This is a genomic window from Modicisalibacter sp., assembly GCF_055145905.1.
In genome coordinates, this window is the sequence record NZ_JBSREH010000049.1 from 21,656 (window position 1) to 47,687 (window position 26,032).

Annotated in this window: 19 protein-coding genes and 1 riboswitch; of the genes, 10 read left to right on the top strand and 9 right to left on the bottom strand. The window is 68.5% G+C overall.

Annotation, left to right across the window (positions count from 1 at the left end):
* Positions 1-85: 85 nt before the first annotated feature.
* Complete coding sequence (locus ACTCB7_RS14625; RefSeq protein ID WP_463007251.1) at positions 86-5,095, top strand: diguanylate cyclase; 5,010 nt, start codon at positions 86-88, stop codon at positions 5,093-5,095.
* Here ACTCB7_RS14625 and ACTCB7_RS14630 read toward each other — a convergent pair.
* Positions 5,092-5,877 (bottom strand): enoyl-CoA hydratase/isomerase family protein, encoded by a 786-nt coding sequence (locus ACTCB7_RS14630; protein ID WP_463007252.1) that lies wholly within the window; start codon positions 5,875-5,877, stop codon positions 5,092-5,094. The two genes, ACTCB7_RS14625 and ACTCB7_RS14630, sit on opposite strands and share 4 nt — an antisense overlap.
* An 85-nt stretch (positions 5,878-5,962) precedes the next feature.
* A complete protein-coding gene (locus ACTCB7_RS14635) occupies positions 5,963-7,336 on the bottom strand; it encodes an MFS transporter (RefSeq protein WP_463007253.1) in 1,374 nt (457 codons plus the stop codon).
* A gap of 274 nt (positions 7,337-7,610) precedes the next feature.
* Here ACTCB7_RS14635 and ACTCB7_RS14640 point away from each other — a divergent pair, with 274 nt between their 5' ends.
* From ACTCB7_RS14640 to ACTCB7_RS14660, 5 genes are all read left to right on the top strand, one after another.
* On the top strand, positions 7,611-7,991 hold the full coding sequence (locus ACTCB7_RS14640; protein WP_224416678.1) for a VOC family protein: 381 nt from the start codon (positions 7,611-7,613) through the stop codon (positions 7,989-7,991).
* A 21-nt stretch (positions 7,992-8,012) separates the two neighbouring features.
* On the top strand, positions 8,013-8,372 hold the full coding sequence (locus ACTCB7_RS14645; protein ID WP_463007254.1) for a DUF4870 family protein: 360 nt from the start codon (positions 8,013-8,015) through the stop codon (positions 8,370-8,372).
* 74 nt (positions 8,373-8,446) lie between these two features.
* Complete coding sequence (locus ACTCB7_RS14650) at positions 8,447-9,379, top strand: lysophospholipid acyltransferase family protein (RefSeq protein ID WP_463007255.1); 933 nt, start codon at positions 8,447-8,449, stop codon at positions 9,377-9,379.
* Positions 9,380-9,447: 68 nt separating this feature from the next.
* On the top strand, positions 9,448-10,656 hold the full coding sequence (locus ACTCB7_RS14655; RefSeq protein WP_463007256.1) for a PQQ-dependent sugar dehydrogenase: 1,209 nt from the start codon (positions 9,448-9,450) through the stop codon (positions 10,654-10,656).
* 2 nt (positions 10,657-10,658) lie between these two features.
* Positions 10,659-11,174 carry a methylated-DNA--[protein]-cysteine S-methyltransferase gene (locus ACTCB7_RS14660; protein ID WP_463007257.1) on the top strand — a complete coding sequence of 172 codons (516 nt, stop codon included), beginning with the start codon at positions 10,659-10,661 and terminating at the stop codon, positions 11,172-11,174.
* On the opposite strand, the gene ACTCB7_RS14665 is transcribed toward ACTCB7_RS14660, so the two are convergent.
* A complete protein-coding gene (locus tag ACTCB7_RS14665; RefSeq protein ID WP_463007258.1) occupies positions 11,165-12,091 on the bottom strand; it encodes a DMT family transporter in 927 nt (308 codons plus the stop codon). The two genes, ACTCB7_RS14660 and ACTCB7_RS14665, sit on opposite strands and share 10 nt — an antisense overlap.
* A gap of 149 nt (positions 12,092-12,240) precedes the next feature.
* A riboswitch (TPP riboswitch) is annotated at positions 12,241-12,361 on the top strand.
* A 70-nt stretch (positions 12,362-12,431) separates the two neighbouring features.
* Between ACTCB7_RS14665 and thiC the strand changes: the two genes are divergently transcribed.
* Positions 12,432-14,333, top strand: coding sequence for a phosphomethylpyrimidine synthase ThiC (gene thiC / locus ACTCB7_RS14670; RefSeq protein ID WP_463007259.1), 1,902 nt, complete (start codon positions 12,432-12,434; stop codon positions 14,331-14,333).
* Between the two features lie 271 nt (positions 14,334-14,604).
* Here the strand turns inward: thiC and ACTCB7_RS14675 are convergent, their stop codons facing one another.
* Positions 14,605-17,259 carry a heavy metal translocating P-type ATPase gene (locus tag ACTCB7_RS14675; RefSeq protein WP_463007260.1) on the bottom strand — a complete coding sequence of 885 codons (2,655 nt, stop codon included), beginning with the start codon at positions 17,257-17,259 and terminating at the stop codon, positions 14,605-14,607.
* A gap of 155 nt (positions 17,260-17,414) precedes the next feature.
* Between ACTCB7_RS14675 and ACTCB7_RS14680 the strand changes: the two genes are divergently transcribed.
* Positions 17,415-18,467, top strand: coding sequence for a L,D-transpeptidase family protein (locus ACTCB7_RS14680; protein WP_463007261.1), 1,053 nt, complete (start codon positions 17,415-17,417; stop codon positions 18,465-18,467).
* Here the strand turns inward: ACTCB7_RS14680 and ACTCB7_RS14685 are convergent.
* Positions 18,434-19,357, bottom strand: coding sequence for a DMT family transporter (locus ACTCB7_RS14685; protein WP_463007262.1), 924 nt, complete (start codon positions 19,355-19,357; stop codon positions 18,434-18,436). The two genes, ACTCB7_RS14680 and ACTCB7_RS14685, sit on opposite strands and share 34 nt — an antisense overlap.
* 178 nt (positions 19,358-19,535) lie before the next feature.
* Here ACTCB7_RS14685 and ACTCB7_RS14690 point away from each other — a divergent pair, with 178 nt between their 5' ends.
* Entirely contained in the window at positions 19,536-20,657 is a 1,122-nt protein-coding gene (locus ACTCB7_RS14690) for an aminotransferase class V-fold PLP-dependent enzyme (protein ID WP_463007263.1), read from the top strand.
* 100 nt (positions 20,658-20,757) lie between these two features.
* On the top strand, positions 20,758-22,134 hold the full coding sequence (locus tag ACTCB7_RS14695) for an MFS transporter (protein WP_463007264.1): 1,377 nt from the start codon (positions 20,758-20,760) through the stop codon (positions 22,132-22,134).
* 71 nt (positions 22,135-22,205) lie between these two features.
* On the opposite strand, the gene cyoE is transcribed toward ACTCB7_RS14695, so the two are convergent.
* The 4 genes from cyoE to cyoB are packed head-to-tail and all read right to left on the bottom strand — an operon-like array spanning position 22,206 to position 26,030.
* A complete protein-coding gene (gene cyoE, locus ACTCB7_RS14700) occupies positions 22,206-23,093 on the bottom strand; it encodes a heme o synthase (RefSeq protein WP_463007265.1) in 888 nt (295 codons plus the stop codon).
* Between the two features lie 13 nt (positions 23,094-23,106).
* The gene (gene cyoD / locus ACTCB7_RS14705) at positions 23,107-23,433 is read right to left on the bottom strand and encodes a cytochrome o ubiquinol oxidase subunit IV (RefSeq protein ID WP_463007266.1); all 327 of its coding nucleotides are present in this window, start codon (positions 23,431-23,433) and stop codon (positions 23,107-23,109) included.
* Between the two features lies 1 nt (position 23,434).
* Positions 23,435-24,049 carry a cytochrome o ubiquinol oxidase subunit III gene (locus tag ACTCB7_RS14710; protein WP_463007267.1) on the bottom strand — a complete coding sequence of 205 codons (615 nt, stop codon included), beginning with the start codon at positions 24,047-24,049 and terminating at the stop codon, positions 23,435-23,437.
* Position 24,050: 1 nt separating this feature from the next.
* Positions 24,051-26,030 carry a cytochrome o ubiquinol oxidase subunit I gene (cyoB, locus tag ACTCB7_RS14715; RefSeq protein ID WP_463007268.1) on the bottom strand — a complete coding sequence of 660 codons (1,980 nt, stop codon included), beginning with the start codon at positions 26,028-26,030 and terminating at the stop codon, positions 24,051-24,053.
* Positions 26,031-26,032: the final 2 nt, after the last annotated feature.

Genomic DNA, 26,032 nt, shown 5'->3' on the forward strand with positions numbered 1-26,032 from the left:
ACAACCAGAGCCGGGCCATTGCCAACCGGCCGAACTTCGCCATCCACGCAGGGGGCCGCCGGGCAGCGGCACCAAGGGGGGATTGTTGGGCGAGTCCATCACGTTTCCCGAGGCCGGGCTGGGCCAGGCATCTGCCCGGATGCTTCGCGACGACGGCCTGACGCGCCTGTTGCGCCTGGAAAGCGACGGCACCGCCCCGCGGCTGGTCAAGCTGCGTTCCGGCGAGCCTTCCCCGCGCAAGACGGTCTGCCTCTACAACGATCACCAGACCCTGCAGGCTCACCCCCTGGAGTGCGCCCTGTCCCTGCAGCGCTTCGAAGGCCAGGGCGCCAACGCCATGCTGCTGTTCAACGACCCCGGCGGCACGACTCTCGACCGGCTTCCCGTGCCGACACCGGAACGTTGGGTGGAACTCGCCCTGGAGATGGTCGATGCCCTCGATGAGGTGCACCGGGCCGGCCTGCTTCACCGCGACCTGCGTCTCGACAGCTTCCTGCTGTCCGGCTCGCGCCTGTATCTGATCGACTTCTCGCAGGCGGTACGGCTCAAGCAGGAATATCACGAACTGCAGGCCCTGGACGACGACCTGGCACGGCTGCGCTACATGGCGCCCGAACTCTCCGGGCGTCATCGCTACCCGGCGGATTACCGGTCCGACTACTACAGCCTGGGCGTGGCGCTCTACCAGCTACTGACCGGTAGCTGCCCCTTCCGCGCCGATACCCCCCACGCCCTGGTCTATCAGCATCTTGCCGAACCGCCCCCCGCGCCACAGCGCCACGACCGGCCACTGCCCGAGCTGCTGACGACCCTGCTCCAGCGGCTGCTGGCCAAGGACCCCGGCCGGCGCTATCAGGACGCCGACACCCTGAGCCACCATCTGCAACGGATCGGCGCGGTCCTGCGCGGCGAACTGGACGACGACCCCGCTCACCTCGTCGACCCGCACGATACGGCCCGGCAGACGACCCACGGCCGGGTACACGGCCGCGAGGTCGAGCGTCGCCGGCTGCTCGATGCGCTGGCACGCGTCGACGGCGGCCGGCCCCAGTGGCTGTGGGTCACCGGCGCCTCGGGACTCGGCAAGACGGCGCTGATCCGCGAGACCTACCCGCCGGTGACACGGCGCAACGCCTTCTTCCTGTCCGGCAAGTTCGACCAGCTGCGTCGCGGCCGGCCCTACAGCGCCTGGACGGAAATGCTGGAAAAGCTGGTGACCTTTCTGCTCGCCGAACCGGGCGACGCCCTTCAGGCCTGGCAGGCCCGGCTTCACGAGGCGCTCGGTTCCCAGGCCCGTGCCCTGAGCGACCTGATTCCCTCCCTGGAGCGCCTGCTCGGCGAGCTGCCCGAACCGGCCGAACTGCCGGCCGGCGAAGCGCGCGAGCGCCTGCACGGCCTGCTGCTGCGCTTTCTCCAGGCCATCGGCCGGGCGGAGCGCACCCTGGTGCTGTTTCTCGATGACCTGCAGTGGAGTGATGCAGCCTCGCTGGCGCTGCTGGAAACCCTGGCCCGGCGCCTGGACGGAACGCCCCTGCTGCTGATCGGCGCCTATCGCGACAACGAGGTCGACGCCACCCACCCGCTGGTCCTGACCCAACAGGCAATCGAACGCCATCTCGGCCGGGCGGTGGATACCATCGCGCTGTCGCCCCTCGGCCCCGAACAGGTCACCGCCCTGCTCGCCGAGACCCTGGCCACCCCGCCCGAGCCGATCGCCACGCTGGCCGAGGAAGTCCACGAGCGTACCGGCGGCAACCCGCTGTTCATCGAACAGCTGCTGCGTACCCTGCTCGACAACGACTGGCTGACCCGCGACGTGCAGCAGGGGTGGCAGTGGAACATGGCGACCCTGCGCGAGGCCCCCTACGCCGAGCATGTCGTCGGCCTGATGCTGCAGCGCTTCACCCAGCTCCCCGACGCCTGCCGCGAGTTGCTGGCCTGGGCAGCGTGCCTGGGTGGCGAATTCGAGCTCGAGATGCTCGGCTGGCTCGCCGACGCCCCTCTGCCCTGCATTCACGAGCGCCTGCAGCCGGCGCTTGACGAGGGGTTCCTGCTGCCGGCAGGCGAGCCGGTACTGCATGAGGGCCGAGTGGTCGCAGGCCGGCTGCGCTTCTTCCACGATCGCATGCAGGAAGCCGCCCAGCGTCTGCTGGCCAATGCGACGATCACCGCCCTGCACTACCGCATCGCCCACCTGCTGCGCCGCCACCTCGATGAGGACGCAAGCAAAAAGCAGGCCATGATGCTGGCCGGACACCTGCGCCTGGCCGCTCCCCACCTGAAGCAGTCGGCCGAACGCCTGTGGGCAGCCCGGGGCGGCCTGACAGCCGCCGAACAGGCCAGGCGCGCCGCCGCCTTCGCCGATGCGCTCGCCTATCTGCGCGACGCCATGGCCCTGCTGCCCGATGCCCCCTGGCGCGACGTGCCCGACCTGGCCTACCGGATGTACAGGGAGCGTGGCGAGCTCGAGGCCCTCAACAGCCACTTCGAGACCGCCGAGCTCTTCATCGGCGAGGCCATCGCGCACGAGCCCGAGGCGTTTCGCCGCGCGGCCCTGCTGCGCATGCGGGTCGAGCAGTCCACACTGCGTGCCGACTATCCACGGGCCATCGCCGCCGCGCGCCAGGGGCTGGCGCTGCTCGGCGCGGCCCTGCCCGAGCGGGCCTACGCCGAAGCCCGCGATACCGAGCTCGCCGCCATCCGCCGCCTCCTGGCGGGTCGCTCGCTGGACACCCTCGCACAGCTGCCACCGATGACCGACCCACGCCAGCGGGCGATCATGCAGCTGCTGGCCAGCCTGGGACCGCCCTGCTATCGCTCCCACCCCGACCTGTGGTCGGTGATCGTCGCCCGCGAGGTGCGGTTGTGCCTGGAACACGGTAGCGTCGCGGCCGCCGCCTACAGTTATCCGGCCTTCGGCGGCCTGCTGATGCACCTGGGGCGCGGCGACGGCGAGGACTGCGCCGCGCTCTACCGCGCCACCCACCTGCTGCTGCGCGACCTGCACGGCGCCGATGCCAGTGTCGGCCACCTGATGATGGGTAGCTCGCTGCGTCACTGGTTCTCGCCCCTGGCCCTGGCCAGCGAGGACTATCTGGCCGCCTATCGCAGCGGACAGGCCTCCGGCAATCTGCAGTACGCCGTCTACGGCTTCGGCCACAATGTCTACTGCCGGTTCTTCCAGGGCGTGCCGCTGGAGACCTTGATTCCCGAAACGCTGGAATACCTGGAATACAGCCGTGACCGACGCAACCGCTGGGGCAACGACCTGATCACCGGCGCGCTGCGCGTCTTTACCGGACTCCACGGCGACTGGCCTCACGACGACTGGCCCCACAAGCACGACAGCGAAGCCGATTACCTGGCCCGCTGCGAGGCCCACGGCAATCTCCAGGTGCTGTGCATCTACCACATCATGCAGGCCCAGGCCCGGCTGCTGCAGGAGGATCTCGAGGCGGCCGCCCGCCACCTGCGGGAAGCCGAGCAGCGCCTGGCGAGCGTGTCCGTCCAGGGGCTTTTGCCGGTCACCCAGTTCCATGCCCTCAAGGCCCTGGTGGCGGCCGAGTCCCCCGAGCGGCTGGGGCTGTCGCCGACAGCGGCCGACGCCTGCCTGACGGAGGCCACGGCCCGCTATACCCGCTGGTGCCGCCACGCCCCCGACAATTTCGAGCACTGGCGCCAGCTGCTCCTCGCCGAGCGCGAACGGCGGCGCGGTGCCGAACCCACTGCCGTTATCGACGCCTACGATGCCGCCGTGGAAGCCGCCGCCAAGCAGGGCCACTGGCCGGCGCACGCCCTGCTCGCCGCCCGTGCCGAAACCTTCTGGCGCCGCCGCGGGCCGGCGGGCTTCGCCGAGGTCTACCATCAACAGCGTTGCCAGGCGCTGCGCCGCGGCAACGCCCACGCCGTACTCGCCCCCTGCCGCGCTGGTACGCCCGGCCCCATGGCCGCCACGACGAGCATGGACCCCCTGATGCAGATCGCCCAGAGCCTGGCGCAGCCGACCACGCTCGACACCCTGGCGGAACAGATCACCGCGCATGTCGCCCACCAGGCGGGAGCCGGGCGTGTCGCCCTGCTGCTGATCCGCCAAGGGCCGCTCGTGCTGGTGGCGGACCGGCGCCCCGACGGGCACGAACGGCCCGACCCGCCGATCCCCCTGGACGAACACCCCGGGCTGCCCCGCGCCATCCTGCGCTACGTGGGCCGAACCGAGCGACTGCTGCGCTTCTCGCGCGACGAGATCGGGCAGTCCCTGCTGCTCGGCGACGATACTTACCTGCAGTCGCTCGCCCGGGACGCGACGGAGGGCACCGGCACGCACTGGTGCGTGCCACTGAGCTATCTGGGGGAAACCCTGGGGGTACTGTACCTGGAACAGCCGCGTCGGCTCGGCGACGAGGAGGCCGAGGCGCTGTCACCGCTGCTGACGTTCCTCGCCGCCCAGGCCGCCATCGCGATCCGCAACATCGACCTGATCGACCAGCTCGCCGGCGAGGCCCGAGCACGCCGCGAGGCGGAACTGCGCATCGAACTCGCCGACCGCGAGCTGGCCCTGCGCCGCGAGATGGAACAGGAATTGCAAAAGCAGGCCAACACCGACGCGCTCACCGGGCTGGCCAACCGGCGACTGTTCGTGAAGCGCCTGAGCCGGGCACATGCCCGCGCCGGCGAGACGGCGGGCGAGAGCGTGATGTTGATGATCGACATCGACCACTTCAAGTCGGTCAACGACCGCTTCGGCCACTCGGCGGGCGACCGGGTACTCTGCCACCTGGCCGAGCAGTTCCGCGACACCCTGCGTCCCGACGACCTGGCGGCGCGGCTGGGCGGCGAGGAGTTCGGCATCCTGCTGCACGGCGTCACCGCGGCGCAGGCCTCACAGGTCGCCGAACGGCTGGGGCGACGCATCGCCGACACGCCACTGGCCATCGATACCGACACCATCACGCTGACGATCAGCATCGGCCTCGCCGGTCTGCGTGACGACGAACCGACCCACGAGGCCGTGCTCAACCGCGCCGACCGGGCGCTCTATCTGGCCAAGGCCCGCGGTCGCAACCGGGTATGCTGGGATACCGAGACGACCGGCTAGGACGACTCACCGAAGCGCGCCGGCCGCTTCTCGACGAAGGCGCTCATGCCCTCGTGCTGCTCGGCGCCGGCGAAGCCCAGCGCGAACAGGCTGGTTTCCAGCGCCAGGGCACTGTCCAGCGGCTGGTTCATGCCCTCATGCACCGCCTGCTTGGCGGCGCGCACCGCCTGCGGGCCGTTGGCGCCGAGCCGCTCGGTGAGCTCCTCGACCAGCGTTTCCAGCTCCCCGCGGGGCACCACCCGGTTGACCAGCCCGATGCGCAACGCCTCGGCGGCGTCGATCTGCCGCCCGGTGGTGATCAGGTCCAGCGCCATGGCCGGGCCGACGCGCCGCGGCAGACGCTGGGTACCGCCGAACCCCGGGATCACGCCGAGCCCCACCTCGGGCTGGCCAAAGACGGCGTTGTCACTCGCCACCGCCCAGTCGCAGGCCAGCGCCAGCTCGCAGCCCCCGCCCAGGCAGTAGCCGTTGACCAGCGCCACCACCGGCACCGGCAGGCGCTCCAGGCGCTTCAGGGTGGCGAGGGCCCGGGTGGCGAAGCGCCGCGCCTGTTCGGGGCTCTTGTCGCGCATCTCGGTGATGTCGGCACCGGCCACGAAGGCCTTGTCGCCGGCCCCGGTGATCAGCACCGCACGCAGGTCCCCGCGCGCTTCCAGGGCGACCAGGGCCGTCTCCAGCTCGCCGAGCAGCTCACTGTTCAGCGCGTTGAGCGCCCGGGGGCGATTCAGGGTCAGCCGGACCACGCCGTCCGTCTCCTCCTGCAGAACCAGTGCCTCGTGCATCACAATCTCCTCGCAAGCGCATGATCCTCCGAGGATAGGCGTCCGGCTTTCTACCCCGCCATTACCGAAAAGCCGCACGCATCCCTTACTCGCTGTCCGCATGGCTGACCCGCGACACCTTGCCGGCGGCTTCCGCCTCCAGGTCGGCCACGGCGTCAGAGTCCGGCTCGGCGACCGGCACATCGGGCACCACCCCGGAGAGATCCTCGATGTGCTCGTGTTCGATCGCCCCCTGCACCAGCGCCTCGGTCACGTTGAGCTCGGCACCCACCACGGTCTGCGGCGGGTTGGGCGTGAACGGCGCCATCGGTGTCGGAGCGGGCCGCCGGCTGCGCCGCCAGCTGAAGAACAGCGCCAGGAAGGCGCCCACCCCGGCCAGCGACCCGAACAGACCGGCGTCACCCGTGCCGGCGATCACCGACGTGATCAGCGGCGGGCTGACCACCGAGCCCAGGGCGTTGATCAGCAGCAGGCCCTGACTCATGCGCACCAGCGCTCCGGCCGGGGCCCGATCCGCGGCGTGACTGACGGCCACCGGGTACAGGGCGAAGACACCGCCCCCCAGCAGGAACAGCAGCGCCGCCAGCCACAGGGGCTGTTCCGCCAGCGACACGGCGCCGAGAGACAGCGCCAGGCAGGCCACGCCGATCAGGATCAGCACCAGCTGGCGATCGTGACGATCCGACCAGCGGCCGATCGGGTACTGCAGCAGCATGCCGCCGAGCACCACCACCGCCATCATGGCGCCGATCCGTTCCACCGACAGGCCACTGCGCTGCAGATACAGCGGCAACAGGGCATAGATGGCCGCCACCGCAATGCCCGAGCCAAAGCAGCCCATCACGCCGGTCGGTGTCATCCGGATCAGGCGCAGCGGCGGCAGCGGCTCGGCATGCTCGATCAGCGGCGAGACACGCGGAATCACCGCCATGGGCAGCACCGACAGCGAGGCCAGCAGGCCGACGATCATGAAGGGCGCCTGCACCCCCGAGCCCTCGGCCACCCCCAGCAGCAGCTGGCCGAGCACACCGGCGCCGTACAGCGCGATCATGTACATTGCCAGCAACCGGCCGCGCACCCCGGGATCGGCGGCGGTCAGCAGCCAGCTCTCGATGACCAGATAGACCCCTACCGTCGCCCAGCCGCCGATCAGGCGCAGCACGAACCACCAGTACGGATCCAGCCACAATCCGGCGAGCAGCACCGTGACCGCCACCAGCGAGGCAAAGCCGGCATAGGCGCGGATGTGGCCGATGCGCAGCAGCAGCCGGTCGTTGAGCACGGCACCGATCGCCAGGCCGATGAAGTAGGCCGACGAGACCCAGCCGATGGTCGGCGCCGAGGCGCCGGCGGCGTCCAGACGCAGGGTGATCAGGGTGGCCAGGAAACCATTGCCGATGCCCAGGATGAATAGCCCCAGCAGGGGCGCCAGGGCCATGGCCAGCAACTGTCGTGACATGCGCGATGCCTCGAGCGCGAAAATGGGAAGAGGTCGGGAATGGACGCCCGCACAACGCCGACGAGAAAGGAAGCCGGCCGAGCGCCGCGCGCGACTATACGTCGGTATGGACCGAGCGCAAAGGGTTTTCCAGCCACGTCGCGACGGTTCCGCTTGCGCCGATGATGCCGAACGGGACAGGATAACGGCAGGCGCCAAGCGCCGACTCATCATCGACCGTGCGCCGTGTCGGCCGTCATGCCGACACCGGCGCACCGCCACGGGGGAAGACATCATGCTAGCGGGCCTGGATCATCTGGTCGTCGTGGTCACCGACATATCCCGAGCCGTGGACTTCTACACCCGCGTGCTGGGCCTGGAGGTGCGCTACCGCGATATCGAGCGGGTCGATCTGATGCTGGGGGATCTCGCCCTGCGTCTGCATCAGGTCGACACCACCATCACGCCGCGCGCCGGTTGCCCCACGCCCGGCAGCCTGGATATCTGCTTTCGCAGCCTGCTGCCACTGGAGTCGGTGCAGGCCCATCTCGAGGCGCTCGACATCGAGCTCGAGGCCGGCCCCGTGGCGCGCCAGGGCGCATCCGGGCCGATCGTGTCACTGTACCTCCGCGATCCGGACAACAACCTGATCGAACTCTGCCGCCCCGAACGCTGACCCTGCCGGAAGGAATCGACCATGGCCCGGGACCCCGTCGCCGACACCCCGCAAACGCCTGACACCACCATGCCGCTGGTGGTCTACATCCTGCTGCTGGCCGGCTTCGTCGTGGGCATCACGCCGCTGATCGGCGTGGTGATCGCCTACATCTACCGCGGCAAGGGGCCGGAGTGGAAGGACGCCCACTACCGCTACCAGATCCGCACCTTCTGGGTCGGCCTGCTCTACAGCCTCGGCGCCGTCGCGCTGTCGCTGATCGGCATCGGCCTGCTGGCGATGATTGCGCTGGCCGCCTGGCTGATCGTGCGCTGCGTGAAAGGCATGATGGCCCTGCAGGAGCGCCGCGCGCCGGACAGGGTCGCCAGCTGGTTATGGTAGGCCGCCGGGGCGGCTGATGCCGGCCCGGAATCCGCGCTATACTGCCCGGCTTCATGAGCCGTGATAGCCGTTCCATGAGCGAGACACCTCTTTCGAGACGCTTTCAGACCCGCGCCATCCAGGCGCTGTGGCGCCTGCTGTCGCGCTGGTCGCCGGCCGCCCTGTGGCGTCTGGCGCGCCGCCTGGGGCCGCTGGTACACCGTTTCAGCGCCCGCGAGCGCCAGGTCACCGACGCCAACCTGCAGGTCGTGTTCCCCGAACAGAACGCATCGACGCGCCACCGCCTGGCCCGCGAGAGCCTGCGCCACTCCACGGCGACGATGCTCGAGCTGGGTTTCGCCTGGATGGGTGCGCCGCAGCGGGTTGAATCGTCGATCCACGCCGTCCACGGCCGCGAGCTGCTGGACGACGCACGTGCGGCGGGCCGCGGGGTGATCGTGCTGGCGCCGCATTTCGGCAACTGGGAAGTCCTCAACTTCTGGCTGTCCAGCCACTTCCCTTTCACCGCCATGTACGAGCCTCCCAAGATCGGTGCCCTCGACCCGGTCATCCGCGCCGGCCGCGAGCGCATGGGGGCCTCGCTGGTGCCGACCAATCCGCGTGGCGTGGCCGCCCTGCTCAAGGCGCTCAAGCGCTGCGAGGCGGTGGGCATCCTGCCCGACCAGGAGCCCGACTGGCGCGGCGGCGTGTTCGCCGACTTCTACGGCCGCCCCGCCTACACCGCCACCCTGCTGCCCAAGCTGGTGGCACGCACTCAGGCCCGGGTGGTCACCGGCGTGGCCCGGCGCCGCACCGCCGGTGAGGGCTTCGAGATCCACTTCCTGGCCGCCGACGCCCGCGTCTACGACGCCGACGAGACGATCGCCGCCCGCGGCGTCAACGCCAGCGTCGAGGCGGTCATCGCGCTCGACCCGGCCCAGTACCAGTGGGAGTACAAGCGCTACCGCAAGACGCTCCAGGAACAGCAGGGCGACCCCGACCACCGCCGCCATCGGCTCTATCGCTGAACCGCCACACACGGTGCCGGGCAGCGGCTACACTGGCGAGACGCACCCACGCTTCCCGGAGGCTGTTCATGTCGGACCGCTCCCCTGCCTGCTTCTGGCGCGTCTCGCTGCTCGCCGCCCTGGTGGCGGCCCCACTGGTGGCCACTCCCGCCCGGGCGCAGACGCCTGCCCGTACCGAGATCGCGGTGCCCGGTACCGCCCGGCATCTCGAGGCACCGGCCGGCGTGCACATCGACAAGCGGGTTGCGCTCGACTACCCCCGGCTGATCAGCCTGGGGCGCGACGGCGAGATGTTCATCGGCAGCAAGGCCGGCATCGTCTATCGATTGACGCCGCCCTACACGGCCGCCGAGGTGCTGGTCAGGCTCGATGACTATCCGCACAGCGCCGTGCGCCGCGGCGACGCCCTCTATGTGGCCACCACCGACGCCCTGCTGCGCGCCAACTATCGCACGGGGGCGACGCTCACCGCCGACGATTTCCGCGTGGTCGCGGCGATCCCCGGTGGCGGCGGCCACAACTCGCGCTCGCTGAGCCTCGGCCCCGACGACCGGCTCTACGTCTCGCTGGGCATTCAGGGCAACTGTTCGAATCAGTATCTGGGCAGCGGCTACGGACCCGACCGACGGCGCGGCGGCGTAATGGTGCTCGACGAAGGCGGCACCGAGCCCGCCTGGCGGCCCTACGTCAGCGGCCTGCGCAACCCCGTCGGCCTGGCCTGGCGCGACGACGCCCTCTACGCCAGCAACAACGGACCTGACCACTGGGGCTTCGAGCGCCCCCGCGAGGTGCTGGTACGCGCCGAGCCGGGCCGTTTCTTCGGCATGCCCTGGTTCCAGTGGATCGACGGCGAAGTCACGCGCGACGACTGCATCGACGCCCCGCCGCCCCGGCCGCCGAGCGAGGTGACCCCACCGGTCGCCACCTTCCCGGCGCGCAGCGCGCCGATGGGACTGGTCTTCCTGCCCGACGACCATCCGCTCGGCGTCGATCTGGTGGCCGCGCTCCACGGCAGCTGGGCCACCGCGCCCACCGGCGGCGCAGGCGGTGACCCGGCGACACGCCGCGAACCGGCGCTGATGGGCGTGCGTCTGGATGAGGCCGGTCGCCACGGCGAGGTGGTGCCACTGATCACCGGCTTCCAGGACGCCGAGGGGCGCCGCTGGGCCCGGCCGGTGGGCGTGGCAGTGGGCCCCGACGGCACCATCTACTTCACCAGCGATACCGGCGAAACCGGGCTCTACCGGTTGACCGTCGACACCTCAGAGGAGAAGTGACCATGCTCAGGCAATCCCGAATGCCGTCACCGCTGGGCGAGATGCTGCTGCGTGCCGAGAACGACGCCCTCACCGGGGCCTATTTCGTCGGCCAGCGCCACTATCCCGACGACATCCCCGGCGACATCGACAACGCCGTCACCGACGACACCTTGCTGAACGAGGCCAGGGCCCAGCTCGACGCCTATTTCGCCGGGCGGCTCGAACGCTTCTCGTTGCCGCTCGCCCCCTCGGGCAGCGACTTTCAGCAGCGCGTCTGGCAGGCTCTCGCCGCCATCCCCTACGGCGAACGCGTCACCTACGGTGAGCTCGCCGACCGGCTGGGCCTGGCGCCCGGCGCGGCCCGCGCGGTGGGCACCGCCGTCGGACGCAATCCGCTGACCATCGTGGTGCCCTGCCACCGGGTGGTGGGCAGCAAGGGCGCCCTGACCGGCTATGCCGGGGGGCTGGAGCGCAAGCGCATCCTGCTCGACCTCGAGGCCGAGCAGCGTGTCCAAGGCTCTGTTGTTCAGGCCTGATCATCGACGTCCGGCACTATGTCCACCCGCTGCGGTACCGGCTTGAAAAGGATCAGCCATAGCGCAGCAGCGATCAGTGCGCCGCCGAAGCCGTGGGCCAGCGTCACCCGCTCGTCGAGGAACAGCGCGCCCCACAGCACGCCGAACGCCGGTACCAGCATGGTCACCGTCAGCGGCTTGACCGGTCCCAGATCCTGCAGCAGGCGGAAGTAGAGCAGATAGGCCAGCGCCGTGCAGGCCAGCCCCAGCGCCAGCATCGCCGCCCAGATATCGGGTTGGGCCCAGGCCGCCAACGAGGGTCGGGACACGGCCTCGACCAGCATCAACGGTGCCAGCGCCAAGCTGGCGCCGAGCTGGGTGCCCAGCGCCAGCAGCCGCGAATCCAGCCCGCCACGCTCGGCGATGAAGCGCTTGACCAGAAAGCCCGACAGCCCGTAGCAACTTGCCGCCACCAGGCAGGCCAGCGCGCCGCCCGCGAGCTGCCAGGTCAGCGGTACCGGCCCGGTCTGGACCAGTACGGCGACCCCCGCCACGCCCAGCGTCACGCCGATCAGCCGCTCGCGGGTCATCGCCTCGGCGAAGAAGGCCGCGCCGATCATCACCCCCATCAGCGGCGTGGTGGCGTTGAACATCGCCGAATAGCCGGCCGGCAGCACCTGGGCGGCGAGACCGAACATCGCGAAGGGCAGGCCGGAGTTGACCACACCGATCAGCAACGTGGCCCGCGCCTTGCCCTGAAAGCGCCACGGCACGCGCCACAGGGCGAGGATCGCCATCAGCCCCAGTGCCCCCAGCAGCACACGGAAGAAGGCGGTGGAGAAGGCGCCCAGCGCCGGGGCGGCGATGCGCATGAACAGAAAGCTCGCCCCCCACAGGGCGGAGAGCAGCAACAGGCGAAGCGAGGCATCCAGCGGCATGGGTACTCCTAGCGTACGGATTGAATCGACGCTCATCTTATCTGCAATGCCGTCGCACGACCGGCCATTTTCGGCCAGCGACGCCGGGCACCCGCCGCTTGACCCCTTGCCGCGCCTGGCCCAGACTGCTCCGGCGCGCGAATCACGCGCAACGCTTGACGGGGTGCCGGTGGAACCGGCTGAGATCACCCTATGCCCACGGGCATCACGGTGGATCCCGATGAACCTGATCCGGCTAGTACCGGCGTAGGGATCAAGCGAAGGATCCGCCCGTGCTGTCCGCCATCCGGTTCCTTCCCGCCTACGCTGTGCGCCGCCCAGACCGTGTGGAGCACAAAGCATGTCCAACGATACCTCCCTGACCCGCCACGCCCTGGCCGAGACCGCGCGCGTCGACGACGCCGCCGTAGCTCCTCTGCCCGGCTCGCGCAAGGTGTACGTCGAAGGCTCACGGCCCGATATCCGAGTGCCCTTCCGCGAGATCCACCTGTCGCCGACCCGCACCTCAGGTGCCGACGAGGAAAACCCGCCGCTGCTGGTCTACGACACCTCCGGCCCCTACACCGACCCGGAGGCCGCCATCGACCTGCGCAAGGGGCTCCCCGAGCTGCGTCGCGCCTGGATCGAGGCCCGCGGCGACACCGACTACCTCGACGGCCCGACCTCGGAGTATGGCCGCCGGCGCGCCAACGACCCGCGCCTGGCCAACCTGCGCTTCGACCTCCAGCGCACCCCGCGCCGCGCGAAGGAAGGCCGTAACGTCACCCAGCTGCACTATGCCCGCCAGGGCATCGTCACCCCCGAGATGGAATTCATCGCCATCCGCGAGAATCAGCGCCGCCAGGCGCTGGGGACCGACGAGGTCGAGCGCATCCTCGGCCACCAGCACCCGGGCGAGAACTTCGGCGCCCGCCTGCCCGAGGAGATCACCCCGGAATTCGTGCGCGACGAGGTGGCCGCGGGCCGCGCCATCATCCCGGCCAACATCAACCACCCGGAATCCGAGCCGATGATCATCGGCCGCAACTTCCTGGTGAAGATCAACGGCAACCTGGGCAACTCGGCGGTGACCTCCTCCATCGAGGACGAGGTCGACAAGATGACCTGGGGTATCCGCTGGGGCGCGGACACCATCATGGATCTCTCCACCGGACAGAACATCCACGAGACCCGCGAGTGGATCATCCGCAACGCCCCGGTGCCCATCGGCACCGTGCCGATCTACCAGGCGCTGGAGAAGGTGGGCGGCGTCGCCGAGAATCTCACCTGGGAGATCTTCCGCGACACCCTGATCGAGCAGGCCGAGCAGGGGGTGGACTACTTCACCATCCACGCCGGCGTACTGCTGCGCTACGTGCCGCTGACCGCGAAGCGCACCACCGGCATCGTCTCCCGCGGCGGCTCGATCATGGCCAAGTGGTGCCTCTATCATCACCGCGAGAGCTTCCTCTACGAGCACTTCGAGGAGATCTGCGAGATCTGCAAGCGCTATGACGTCGCCTTCTCGCTGGGCGACGGCCTGCGCCCCGGCTCGGTGGCGGACGCCAACGACGCGGCCCAGTTCGCCGAGCTCGAGACCCTGGGCGAGTTGACCCGCATCGCCTGGCGGCACGACGTCCAGGTGATGATCGAGGGCCCCGGCCACGTGCCGATGCACCTGATCAAGGAGAACATGGACAAGCAGCTTGCCGAGTGCGACGAGGCGCCCTTCTACACCCTCGGGCCGCTGACCACCGACATCGCACCGGGCTACGACCACATCACCTCCGGCATCGGCGCGGCGATGATCGGCTGGTACGGCTGCGCCATGCTCTGCTACGTCACGCCCAAGGAGCACCTGGGGCTGCCCAACAAGGACGACGTCAAGACCGGCATCATCACCTACAAGATCGCCGCCCACGCCGCCGACCTCGCCAAGGGCCACCCAGCCGCCCAGCGTCGTGACAACGCCCTGTCCAAGGCGCGCTTCGAGTTCCGCTGGGAGGATCAGTTCAACCTCGGCCTCGACCCCGACACCGCCCGCGAGTACCACGACGAGACCCTGCCCAAGGACTCGGCCAAGGTGGCCCACTTCTGCTCCATGTGCGGCCCCAAGTTCTGCTCGATGAAGATCAGCCAGGAAGTGCGCGACTACGCCAAGGACAAGGGGCTCGAGGGTGACCGCGAGGCGGTCGAGCGCGGCATGGCGGAACAGGCCGAGAAGTTCCGCGAGCAGGGCGCCGAGCTGTACAAGGAGGTGTAAGAAGGCTTGTGACGTGGCTATCTCATGACGACACCTAGGCCCGACGCTAAAGGGAATCGGGAACAGGTCCGAAGAGGGGTCCGACGCCAGGCCGAAAAGAGATCCCTCCCATTTCGGCATTCCCGCCATCCATGGCGGTCAGATAGCGTCGGTAGCCTCCAGGGAAGGATTCATGGCGCCCCGGAGGGCCGGCCCCGCTCGCAGGCCTGTCGACGATTCGCTCCGCGGGCCGAGCCATTGGCGCAAACGTCCATATCCCCGGCAGGGCTCTTCACGCTCCCAACGGCGATCCACTCGCCGGTGCTTCCCTCGATGTCGGTGACGGCTCCGCCCTGCCGCCGGGCCGGGCCCGCAGCAGGCGCAACGCATTGAGCGTGACCAGCACGGTCGCCCCGGTGTCGGCGAGGATCGCCAGCCACAGCCCGGTGATGCCCAGCACGGTGGTGACCAGGAAGATCCCCTTCAGACCCAGCGCGATGGCGATATTCTGGCGGATGTTGGCCATGGTCTCGCGGGCCAGGCCGATCATCGCCGCGACATCGCCCACCCGGTTGCGCAGCAGCGCGCCGTCGGCGGTCTCCAGGGCCACGTCGGTGCCCGAGCCCATCGCCACGCCGACATGCGAGGCGGCCAGCGCCGGGGCGTCGTTGATGCCGTCGCCGACCATCATCACCCGCTCCCGCGCGGCCAGCTCGCGGATCATTGTCACCTTGTCGTCGGGCAGCAGCCCGGCGCGGTGTTCGAGCCCCATGTCACCGGCGATTGCCGCTGCCGTACGCGGGTTGTCGCCGGTGAGCATCAGCGAGCGCACGCCCATGGCGTCCAGCGCGCGCACCGCCTCGACGGCATCCGGCCGCGGCTCGTCGCGCAGCGCGATCAGGCCGACCGCCACGGCGTCGTCGATCACCACCACGGCGGTCTTGCCGGCCTGCTCGCACTCGGCGATGCGCGCGCTCAACGCCTCCGGCAGCGCAACCTGCTCGGCGGCATGACGCGGCGAGACGACCTGCACACGCCGTCCTGCCAGGCGCGCCGCCATGCCCTGACCGGCAATGGCCGTCGCCTCGCTCACCCGGGTCAGGGCCAGCTCGCGCTCCTGGGCGTGACGGACGATCGCCTCGGCCAGCGGGTGACTGGAATCCTGCTCGACACTCGCCGCCAGCGCGGCGACGCCGTCGCTCCCACTCCGCTCGTCGGCGGCCACGATGTCGGTGACCACCGGCCGCCCGGCGGTCAGGGTCCCGGTCTTGTCGAAGGCCACCATACTGGCCCGGGCGGTCGCCTCGATCACCGCGCCGCCCTTGAGCAGCAGACCGTGGCGCGTGCCCACCGACAGCGCCGAGGCGATCGATGCCGGCACCGAGATCACCAGCGCGCAGGGGCAGCCGATCAGCAGCAGCGCCAGGGCGCGATAGGTCCACTCGCCCCAGGCACCGCCGAAGGCCAGCGGCGGAACCACGGCGACCAGCACCGCGATCCCCACCACTACCGGCATGTAGATGCGGCTGAAGCGATCGATGAAACGCTCGGTAGGCGCGCGGGCCTCCTGGGCCTCTTCCACCAGGCGGATGATCCGCGCAATAGTGTTGTCCTCGGGCGGGCGGGTCACACGGACGCGCAGCACGGCGTCGCGGTTGATCGACCCGGCGTAGACGGCAGCCTCGACGCCCTTGGCCACCGGCACCGATTCGCCGGTTACCGGCGACTCGTCGATCGCCGAGTCACCCTCGAGGATCTCACCGTCCGCGGGAATCCGATCGCCGGGACGCACCACCACCACCTGGCCAACCTTGAGCTGCGCCGCATCGACCGTGCGGGTCTCGCCGGTCTCGGTCTCGAGCCGGGCGCTGCGGGGTACCAGATCGGCCAGCGAACGGATGCCCGCCCGGGCCCGGTCGGCGGCCACGCCTTCGAGGATTTCACCGATCGAGAACAGGAAGATCACCAGCGCCGCCTCCCCGGCGGCACCGATGACCAGGGCGCCGCCCGCGGCGATGGTCATCAGCATCTCGATGGTGAACGGCATGCCGACCCGGGCGGCGGTCAGCGCGCGCCGGGCGATCGGCACCAGTCCCACCAGACAGGCGGCGAAGAAGCCCCAGTAGGCCACTGTCTCGCCGCTGAACAGCCGCAGCAGCGTCGCGGCGGCCAGTGCCCCGCCACTGGCCAGTACCAGCCGCCCCTTACCGGTGGCGTACCAGCGCGGGCGCGACGCTTCGCCCGAGCCTGCCTCGGTGGCCGAGGTCTCGCTGCGCAGCGCCACCTCGTAACCCAGCTGGCTCACCGTGGTCGTGACCGTCTCGGCCGAGGTCCGCGCCTCGTCCAGTGACAGCGAGAGGGTCTCGTTCATCACCGAAACGCGAATGTCGGCGACGCCGGGCAGCTTTTCCAGCGCGCCGCGAATCGTTGCCGCGCAGCTCGGGCAGTCCATGCCGCCCACCGACCAGACCCGCTGGTCCTCAGCGGGTGACGCCGGCGCCTCGTCCGCGCCAGGTTCATGACCGCCACAGCAGTCGCCGGCGGCGTGATCGTGACCGTGGCCGTGGCCGTGGCCGTCGGCATGCTCGTGCCCCGAACAACAGTCGTCGGCATCGTGGCCAAGCTGATCATCATGGCCATGGTCGTGGGTGTGCTCGTGTCCCGAACAGCAGCCGGCGCCGTGTTCGGCACCCCGGGGCGCCGTCCGGGGCGCAGTACGATGAACGCCATAGCCCAGACGCTCGACGGTCGTCTCGACCATTTCCGGACTCGTCTGCTCGCCCTCCAGTTCGAGGGACAGGCGTTCCTTGATGACCGAAACCTGAACATCGCTGACGCCTTTCAGGCGCTCCAGCGCACCGCGGATCTTGCCGGCACAGCTCGGACAATCCATGCCCTCGACACGCCATTCGTGATGCCCTGCCATGGTCTGCTCGGTTACCGCCATTGGAAATCCCCTCGTGTCGCCATGCCTATCGCTGACGCAAAGGCTATTGTCTGTAGCTGCTACAGACTCAACCCCCGCATCGTCATGGACCCCGACCCCGCCTTGCGGTAGCTTAGGCGGCTCGTGATTCCACGGATCCAAGGAAGAGACAGTCGATGCAATCCCAGCGATTTCGGCGGATCGCCGCGGCCCTGATGGGGAGCGCCCTGCTCCTGTGCGGCGCCGCGACGGCGCGGGCGGCCGAGGATGCGCCCCCCGTCGGCCACTACCCGCTGCCCGAATCGGGCGACATCGTCGGACACACCCAGATCGTCACGGCCAGCCACGAGGATACCGTGGTGGATATCGGCCTGAACCACGGCGTCGGCTTCGATGCCATGCGCCTGGCCAACCCGACGCTCAACATGTGGTTGCCCGGCGAGGGTACCGACGTGGTGATACCGACCCGTTTCGTCCTGCCGCCCGGCCCCCGCCAGGGCGTGGTGATCAATCTTGCCGAGAAGCGGCTCTACTACTATCCGCCGGCCGGCCAGGACGCGCCCGCCCGCGTGGAGACCTACCCCGTCGGCGTGGGGCGCATGGACTGGCAGACGCCGCTGGGCACCACCACCATCACCACCAAGGTCGAGAACCCGGCCTGGTACCCGCCGCAGAGCATCCGCGAGGAGCGCGCCAGGACCGGCAAGCCGCCGCTGCCACGGGTGGTGCCGGCCGGCCCGGACAACCCGCTCGGCGACTACGCCATGCTGCTCGACATCCCCGGCTACATGATCCACGGCACCAACCGGCCGCGCGGCGTGGGCATGCAGGTCTCCCACGGCTGTATCCGCATGCTGCCCCGGGACATCGACAACCTGGTGCACCGTATCCCCAACGGCACCCAGGTCCGCATCATCAACGAGCCGGTCAAGATTGGCTGGGAGAACGGCCTGCTGTACGCCCAGGTCTACCCGCCCGCCGAGGGCGAAAGTCAGGCGGAGGCGGTCAGCGATGCGCTGGCGGCGGTGCACAAGGCCGTCAAGGGCAAGGATTTTCTGGTCGACTACGCGCGCCTGATGGCGGAGTTGAAGTCGCCCAGCGGCCGGGTCACGCCGCTGCTGCTCGAGGGCCGGCCCTTCCCGCTGCCCGAACCGGTCCCCACCTTCCTCGACCGGGTCGACGCCGTGCGCGGCCTCTACGATCGCCTGCCCGGTGCCCTCGCCGGCTGAGAGCTCGATCGCCGGGCGCGCGTGGTCAACAGCACCCCGGCGATCACCACCAGGCTGCCGAGAACCTGGGCAGGCACGATCGTCTCGCCCAGCAGCCACCAGGCGCCCAGCATGGTGAACACCGGCAGCAGGTTGAGAAAGACCGCCGCCTGCGAGGGCCCGACATCGGCGATGGCGCTGTTGTAGAGCAGCAGCGCCACCACCGACGGGAAGACGCCGAGATAGGCCAGCCCCAGCCACTGCTCGCCGGACAGTGACAGCGGCTCCGGGCGCAGCAGGTTCTCGACCCAGGCGATCGGCCCCATCACCGCCGTGGCGATGACCAGCATCACCAGCAACCCGCCATAGCGGGGAAACTTGGCCATGTGCGACTTGACCAGCAGCGAGTAGCCGACCCACACCAGCACCGCCAGCAGCATCACGGCATCGCCGGCGTTGACGCCGGCCAGGCCCGGACCGGCCGCATTGCCCAGGGTGATCACCGCCACCGCGCCGGCCAGCGACAGCCCCACCCCCAGCCATTGCGCCGTTCGCGGGCGCTCGCCCATCAGCAGCACGACGAACAGCAGCGTCACCACCGGAATCAGGCTCTCGAGGATCGCCACGTTGGTCGGCGAGGTGTGGCCCAGGGCCAGGTAGATCAGGGCATTGAAGAAGGCCACCCCGGTCAGCGACAGGCCCACCAGCGGCTTCCAGTGGCGACGGAACAGCGGCCCGTCGCGCCTAGCCTGACGGGCGCCGATGGGCAGCATGAGGCACAGGGCGATCGACACCCGGCCGAAGGACAGGGTAAAGGGCGGCAGATCGCTGAGCGCCTTGCCCACCAGGATATTGCCGGCAAAGATCACCACGGTCAGCAGCAGGAACAGATAGGGTCGCAGCGCCGTCACTCAGCCCTCCGGGCAGTCATCGTCGAGCGCTCACGGTAACGCGGCGCACACCGGGAAGGAATCGCCCCGGCAACGGCAAAAACTCCCGTGCCGCTCTGGTCGAAACCCCTGTCACCGAATACCCTGAATGCCTTCCCGCGTTTGTGTCGATTGTGGACTCTATTTTAGGAGACGAAAGATGCCTGGCCTGCTTCCCGATGTCGATCCCGATGGCCTGCTCGAATACTCGGTGGTCTACACGGACCGTGCCCTGAACCACATGTCGCGGGCCTTCCAGGAGGTGATGCGCGACCTGTCGCGCTCCCTGAAGGCCGTCTACCGGGCCGAGGCGGTGGCCATCGTGCCCGGCAGCGGCACCTTCGGCATGGAAGCCGTGGCCCGCCAGTTCGCCACCGGCAAGCGCTGCCTGGTGATCCGCAACGGCTGGTTCAGCTACCGCTGGACCCAGATCTTCGAGATGGGCGACATCCCCGCCGACAGCCAGGTGCTCAAGGCCCGGCGCCAGGGCGACGGGGCCCGTGCGCCCTTCGCCCCGGCACCGATCGATGAGGTGGTGGCGCAAATCCACGCCGACCGGCCCGATCTGGTGTTCGCCCCGCATGTCGAGACCGCCAGCGGCATGCTGCTGCCCGACGACTACCTTCGCCGGGTCGCCGAGGCCGTCCACGCGGTCGGCGGCCTGCTGGTGCTCGACTGCATCGCCTCCGGCACGCTGTGGGTGGACATGCAGGCCACCGGCGTGGACATCCTGATCAGCGCCCCGCAGAAGGGCTGGAGCGCCTCGCCCTGCTGCGGGCTGGTGATGCTCGGCGCCGAGGCCCGCCGGCGCATCGACTCCACCACCAGCACCAGCTTCGCCGCCGACCTGCGCAAGTGGCTGTCGATCATGGAGGCCTACGAGAACGGCGGCCACGCCTACCATGCGACCATGCCCACCGACGGCCTGACCCGCCTGCGCGACGTGATGGCCGAGGCCGAGGCCTACGGGCTCGAGCGGCTGCGCGACGCCCAGTGGACGCTCGGCGAGCGCGTGCGGGCGCTGCTGGTCGAGCGCGGGTTCCCCAGCGTGGCGGCCGAGGGCTTCCAGGCGCCCGGCGTGGTGGTCAGCTACACCGACGACGCCGGCCTCGCCGGGCGCTTCATGGCCGCCGGCCTGCAGGTCGCCGCCGGAGTGCCGCTGATGTGCGACGAGGGGGAGGACTTCCGGACCTTCCGCATCGGCCTGTTCGGTCTCGACAAGCTCTATGACGTCGAGCGCAGCGTGGCCACGCTGGAACAGGCCATGGACAGCCTGGCCTGACACCACGGCGTCGGTGGACACCTGATGCGCCATGAGTGACGATCGAGAGCCGCCGCCCGGCAACGGGCGGCGGCTCTTCACGTTTCAGGGAGTGTGCCTCATGTCCGTCGTGGAACTGCTGCGTGATCGTCGCTACCGGCATCTGTTCTCCGCCCAGGTCATCGCGCTGGTGGGCACCGGCCTGACCACGGTGGGCCTGGCGCTGCTGGCCGCCGATCTTGCCGGAGAGCGGGCCGGCGAGGTACTGGGCACGGCGCTGGCCATCAAGATGATCGCCTACGTGGGCATCGCCCCCGTCATCGGCGCCCATGCCGCACGCCTGCCGCGGCGCGCCCTGCTCGTCGGCCTCGACCTGCTGCGCGCCGCCTCGGTCGTCTCCCTGCCGTTCGTCACGGCCATCTGGCAGATCTACCTGCTGATCTTCCTGCTCAACGCCTGCTCGGCCTGCTTCACGCCGACCTTCCAGGCGACGCTTCCCGACATCCTCGAGGACGAGCGCCGCTACACGCGGGCCCTGTCGCTGTCGCGTCTGGCCTACGACCTGGAAAACCTGCTCAGCCCGGTCGCCGCCGCCCTGCTGCTGACGGTCATGAACTTCGACGTGCTGTTCGTGCTCAACGCCCTGGCGTTTCTCGGCTCGGCGCTGCTGGTGGCCAGCATTCGTCTGCCGTCGCCTCGTGCGGCGGAACATGACGCCGGCTTTCGCGAGCGGCTGACGCTGGGCAGCCGGATCTACCTGCGCACCCCGCGCCTACGCGGGCTGCTGGCCCTGAACCTCGCCGTGGCCGCGGCCGGCGCCATGCAGATCGTCAATACCGTGGTCTACGTGCGCAGCCAGCTGGGGCTGGGTGACACCCAGGTGGCCATCGCCTTCGCCGCGGCCGGTGGCGGGTCGATGGTCGTGGCCCTCGCGCTCCCCGCGCTGCTCGACCGCCTGGCCCAGCGTACGATAATGCTGACAGGCGGCTGGCTGATGAGCATCGGCCTGTTCGCGGGCTGGCTATCGCCCTCCTTCGCCGCCCTGCTGCCGCTGTGGTTCCTCCTCGGCGCCGGGGCCTCGCTGGTCATGACCCCTACCGGGCGACTGCTCAAGCAGTCCTGCCACGCCGAGGACCGCCCGGCCTTGTTCGCCGCCCAGTTCTCGCTGTCGCACGCCGGCTGGCTCATCGCCTACCCGCTGGCCGGCTGGGTCGGTGCCCAGGCCGGGATGGACGCGGCCTTCGGCATCCTGGGGGCGATGGCCCTGTTCGCGACACTGGCGGCCGTGCGCCTGTGGCCATCCGCCGATCCGACGGAGCTCGAGCACTGGCACCCAGCGATTACCCATGCGCACCGACACGAGCATGACGATCACCACCGCCACGGACACGATGGCGGCGAGGGGCAGGCTCCGCATGCTCATTCCCACCATCACGCCGCGGGCCGCCACCGGCACGTCTTCGTCATCGACCGCCACCACCCGCACTGGCCGCGCTAGCCGGTCGCGCTCACGAAAAAGGCCACACCCGGGGGTGTGGCCTTGCGAGACGACGGGTCACGCGGCTCGAATCAGCGCAGCGAGGTCCAGAGCACCGGTGAGTCGGGCAGCTGGAAATCGATCGACATCATCACGCTCAGGGCGGTGATGGTGAAGATCGAGAAGACGAAGACCTTCTTCGCCCAGGCCTCGTCATTGCCGGCACGGTAGCCGGCCAGTGCCATGTACAGCCAGTAGCCGCCCATCGCCGCGGCGATGATGAAGTAGCCGTACCCGGCATAACCGGCCAGGCTCAGCATCAGGGTCGCCCCGAGGAAGGCCAGGATGTAGCCGATGATGTGATGCTTGGCGGTCTTCACCCCCTTGAGCACCGGCAGCACCGGAATCGAGGCCGCCCGGTAGTCCTTGAAGCGGAAGATGGCGATGGCATAGGAGTGCGGCATCTGCCACAGGCAGAAGATCAGCAGCAGGGTCAGCGCACCGAGGTCGAACTGGTTGCTCACGGCCACATAGCCGACCACGGGCGGTGCCGCACCGGACAGGCTGCCCACCAGAGTGCCGTAGACCGAGTGACGCTTGAGATAGAGGCTGTAAAGCCCGACGTAGACGCCGAACCCGATGGCCGCGAACAGCACGGCCAGCGGGTTGGTTCCCCAATACAGGACCGAGAAGCCGGCGATCCCCAGCAGGGTCGCGAACACCAGTGTCGCCCGCGGTGAGACCAGCCCCTGGACGAGGACCCGATCCCGGGTCCTCTCCATCAGGCGGTCGATGTCGCGATCAATGTAGTTGTTGAACGCGCATCCCGAGGCGATGACCAGTGCCAGCCCGACCACCGTGGCGAGAAGGAGGAGCGGGTCCACCTCCCCGCGGGCGGCGAGGAAGAACCCGCCGGCCACAGAGATCAGGTTGCCGAAGATGATCCCCGGCTTGGTCAGGGACAGATAGCGTTTGATCATCACGATCAGCCGCTCACATCATGTTGATCATGAGGTTTTGCATGATCCAGATCGAGCCACCAATGATCAGCACCAGAATGATCCCGGCGAAGATGATGGCGTTCAGGTTCCAGCCACCCTCGGACTTGGCATCCAGGTGCATGAACATGACCAGCTGAACGAGTACCTGCAGTACCGCCATGATCACGATTGTCACGACCGTGGTTGAGGTGCTGAACCCGCCGCTCATCACCACGCCGAACGGGATCACCGTCAGCACGATCGACAGGATCAGACCGGCCACATAGGACTTGACGCTGCCGTGGCTGGCACCACCGGGTGCGTTGTGAGAACCACTCATATCACAGAACCCCCATCAGATAGACGATGGTGAACACGCAGATCCAGACGATATCCAGGAAGTGCCAGAACAGACTCAGGCACATGATCCGCGGGCGAGTCACGTCGGTCAGCCCTTTGGTGGACACCTGGAAGATCATCACCAGGATCCAGATCAGGCCGAAGGTCACGTGGGTACCGTGGGTCCCGACCAGGGTGAAGAACGACGACAGGAAGGCGCTGCGATCCGGGCCGAAGCCTTCCACGACCAGGTTATGGAACTCGTAGATCTCCATCCCCACGAAGCCGGCACCCAGCAGGAAGGTGATCACCAGCCAGTTGCGCACCTGCTCGGCGCGGTCGTCGTTCATGGCCAGCACGGCCATGCCGTAGGTAAAACTACTGAACAGCAGCAGGAAGGTCTCGACCAGCACGAACGGCAGTTCGAAGATCTCCTCCGGCGTCGGACCGCCCGCCGTGTTCGGCGAGAGCACGGCGTAGGCGGCGAAGAGTGACCCGAAGATGATCAGGTCGCTCATCAGGTAGACCCAGAAACCGAAGACCTTGATGGCGCCGGTATCGTGGTGCTCATGCTCGGGCGCATGAGCGCTGTGGTTGGTGAGAGTATCGGTAGCCATATTACGCCTGCATCTCCAGCCGTTTGTGGTGCTCGCGTTCGATGCGCTCGACCTCCGCCGCGGGGACGTGATAGTCGATATCGTCATTGAAGATGCGCATCAGGAAGGTCACGAACATTCCTGCGGCACTCAATGCGGCCAGCCACCAGATATGCCAGATCAGGGCGAAGCCAAAGACGATGCTGATGATGCCCATGATCGGACCCGCGGCGGTATTCTTCGGCATGTGCACGTCGTGATACTGGGTCGGTGCCTGCGCGGCGAAGCCTTCCTGCTTCTTCATCTCCCAGAAATGGTCGATGGAGTTGACTTCCGGCAGATGCGCGAAGTTGTAGTACGGGGGCGGCGAGGACACGGCCCACTCCAGGGTACGAGCGTCCCACGGGTCGCCGGTGACGTCGGCGTTCTTCTCGCGATCACGGATACTGACGATCAGCTGGATCACGGTGCAGAGGATGCCCAGCAGGATGATCACGGCACCCACCCAGGCGACGATCATCAGCGGCTGCCAGCTGGTGTTCTCGTAGGACTGCATGCGACGCATGGCCCCGTAGAAGCTCAGCACGTACAGCGGCATGAAGGCCATGTAGAAGCCGATCAGCCAGCACCAGAAGCTGCGCTTGCCCCACTTCTCGTCCAGCTTGAAGCCGAACGCCTTGGGGAACCAGTAGGCATAGCCCGCCATCATGCCGAACACCACGCCGCCGATGATCACGTTGTGGAAGTGCGCGATCACGAACAGGCTGTTGTGCAGCACGAAGTTGGCGCCCGGGACGGCCAGCATCACGCCGGTCATGCCACCCAGGGTAAAGGTGATGATGAAGCCCAGGGTCCAGAGTACCGGCGAGGTGAACTGCACCCGGCCGCGGTACATGGTGAACAGCCAGTTGAAGATCTTCACGCCCGTGGGTATCGCGATGATCATCGTGGCGATGCCGAAGAAGGCGTTGACGTTGGCGCCGGCGCCCATGGTGAAGAAGTGGTGCAGCCAGACCATGAACGACAGGATGGTGATCGCCACCGTCGCCCAGACCATGGTGTTGTAGCCGAACAGACGCTTCTTGGAGAAGGTCGCGATGACCTCGGAGAAGACGCCGAAGGCCGGCAGGATCAGGATGTACACCTCGGGGTGACCCCAGGCCCAGATCATGTTGACGTACATCATCTGGTTGCCGCCCAGGTCATTCGTGAAGAAATGCATGCCCAGGTAGCGATCCAGCGTCAGCAGCGCGATGGTCGCGGTCAGGATCGGGAAGGAAGCAATGATCAGGACGTTGGTGCACAGCGCCGTCCAGGTGAAGATCGGCATGCGGAACAGCTTCATGCCCTTGGTGCGCATCTTCAGGATGGTGACGAAGAAGTTGATACCGGTCAGCGTCGTGCCGATCCCCGATATCTGCAACGCCCATATCCAGTAGTCGACCCCGACACCGGGACTATAGGCCGTCTCCGACAACGGCGCATAGGCCAGCCAGCCGGTCTTGGCGAACTCGCCGACCACCAGGGAGACGTTGACCAGGATGACGCCCGCCGCGAACAGCCAGAAGCTCAGGTTGTTCATGAACGGGAAGGCCACGTCGCGTGCGCCGATCTGCAGCGGCACCACCAGGTTCATCAGACCGATGACCATGGGCATGGCAACGAAGAAGATCATGATCACGCCGTGGGCGGAAAAGATCTGGTCATAGTGCTCGGGCGGCAGATAGCCTTCGGCGCCGCCCGCGGCGATGGCCTGCTGGCTGCGCATCATGATCGCATCGGCAAAGCCGCGGATCAGCATGACCAGAGCCACCAGGAAATACATGATGCCGAGCTTCTTGTGGTCGATGGAGGTGATCCACTCCGACCACAGATAGCCCCACTTGCGATAATAGGTAATCAGGCCGACCACAGCGGCGCCGACGATCCCGATGACCGCCGCCGTCACCATGATGATCGGCTCGTGATAGGGTATCGCTTCTAAGCTGAGTTTTCCGAACATAA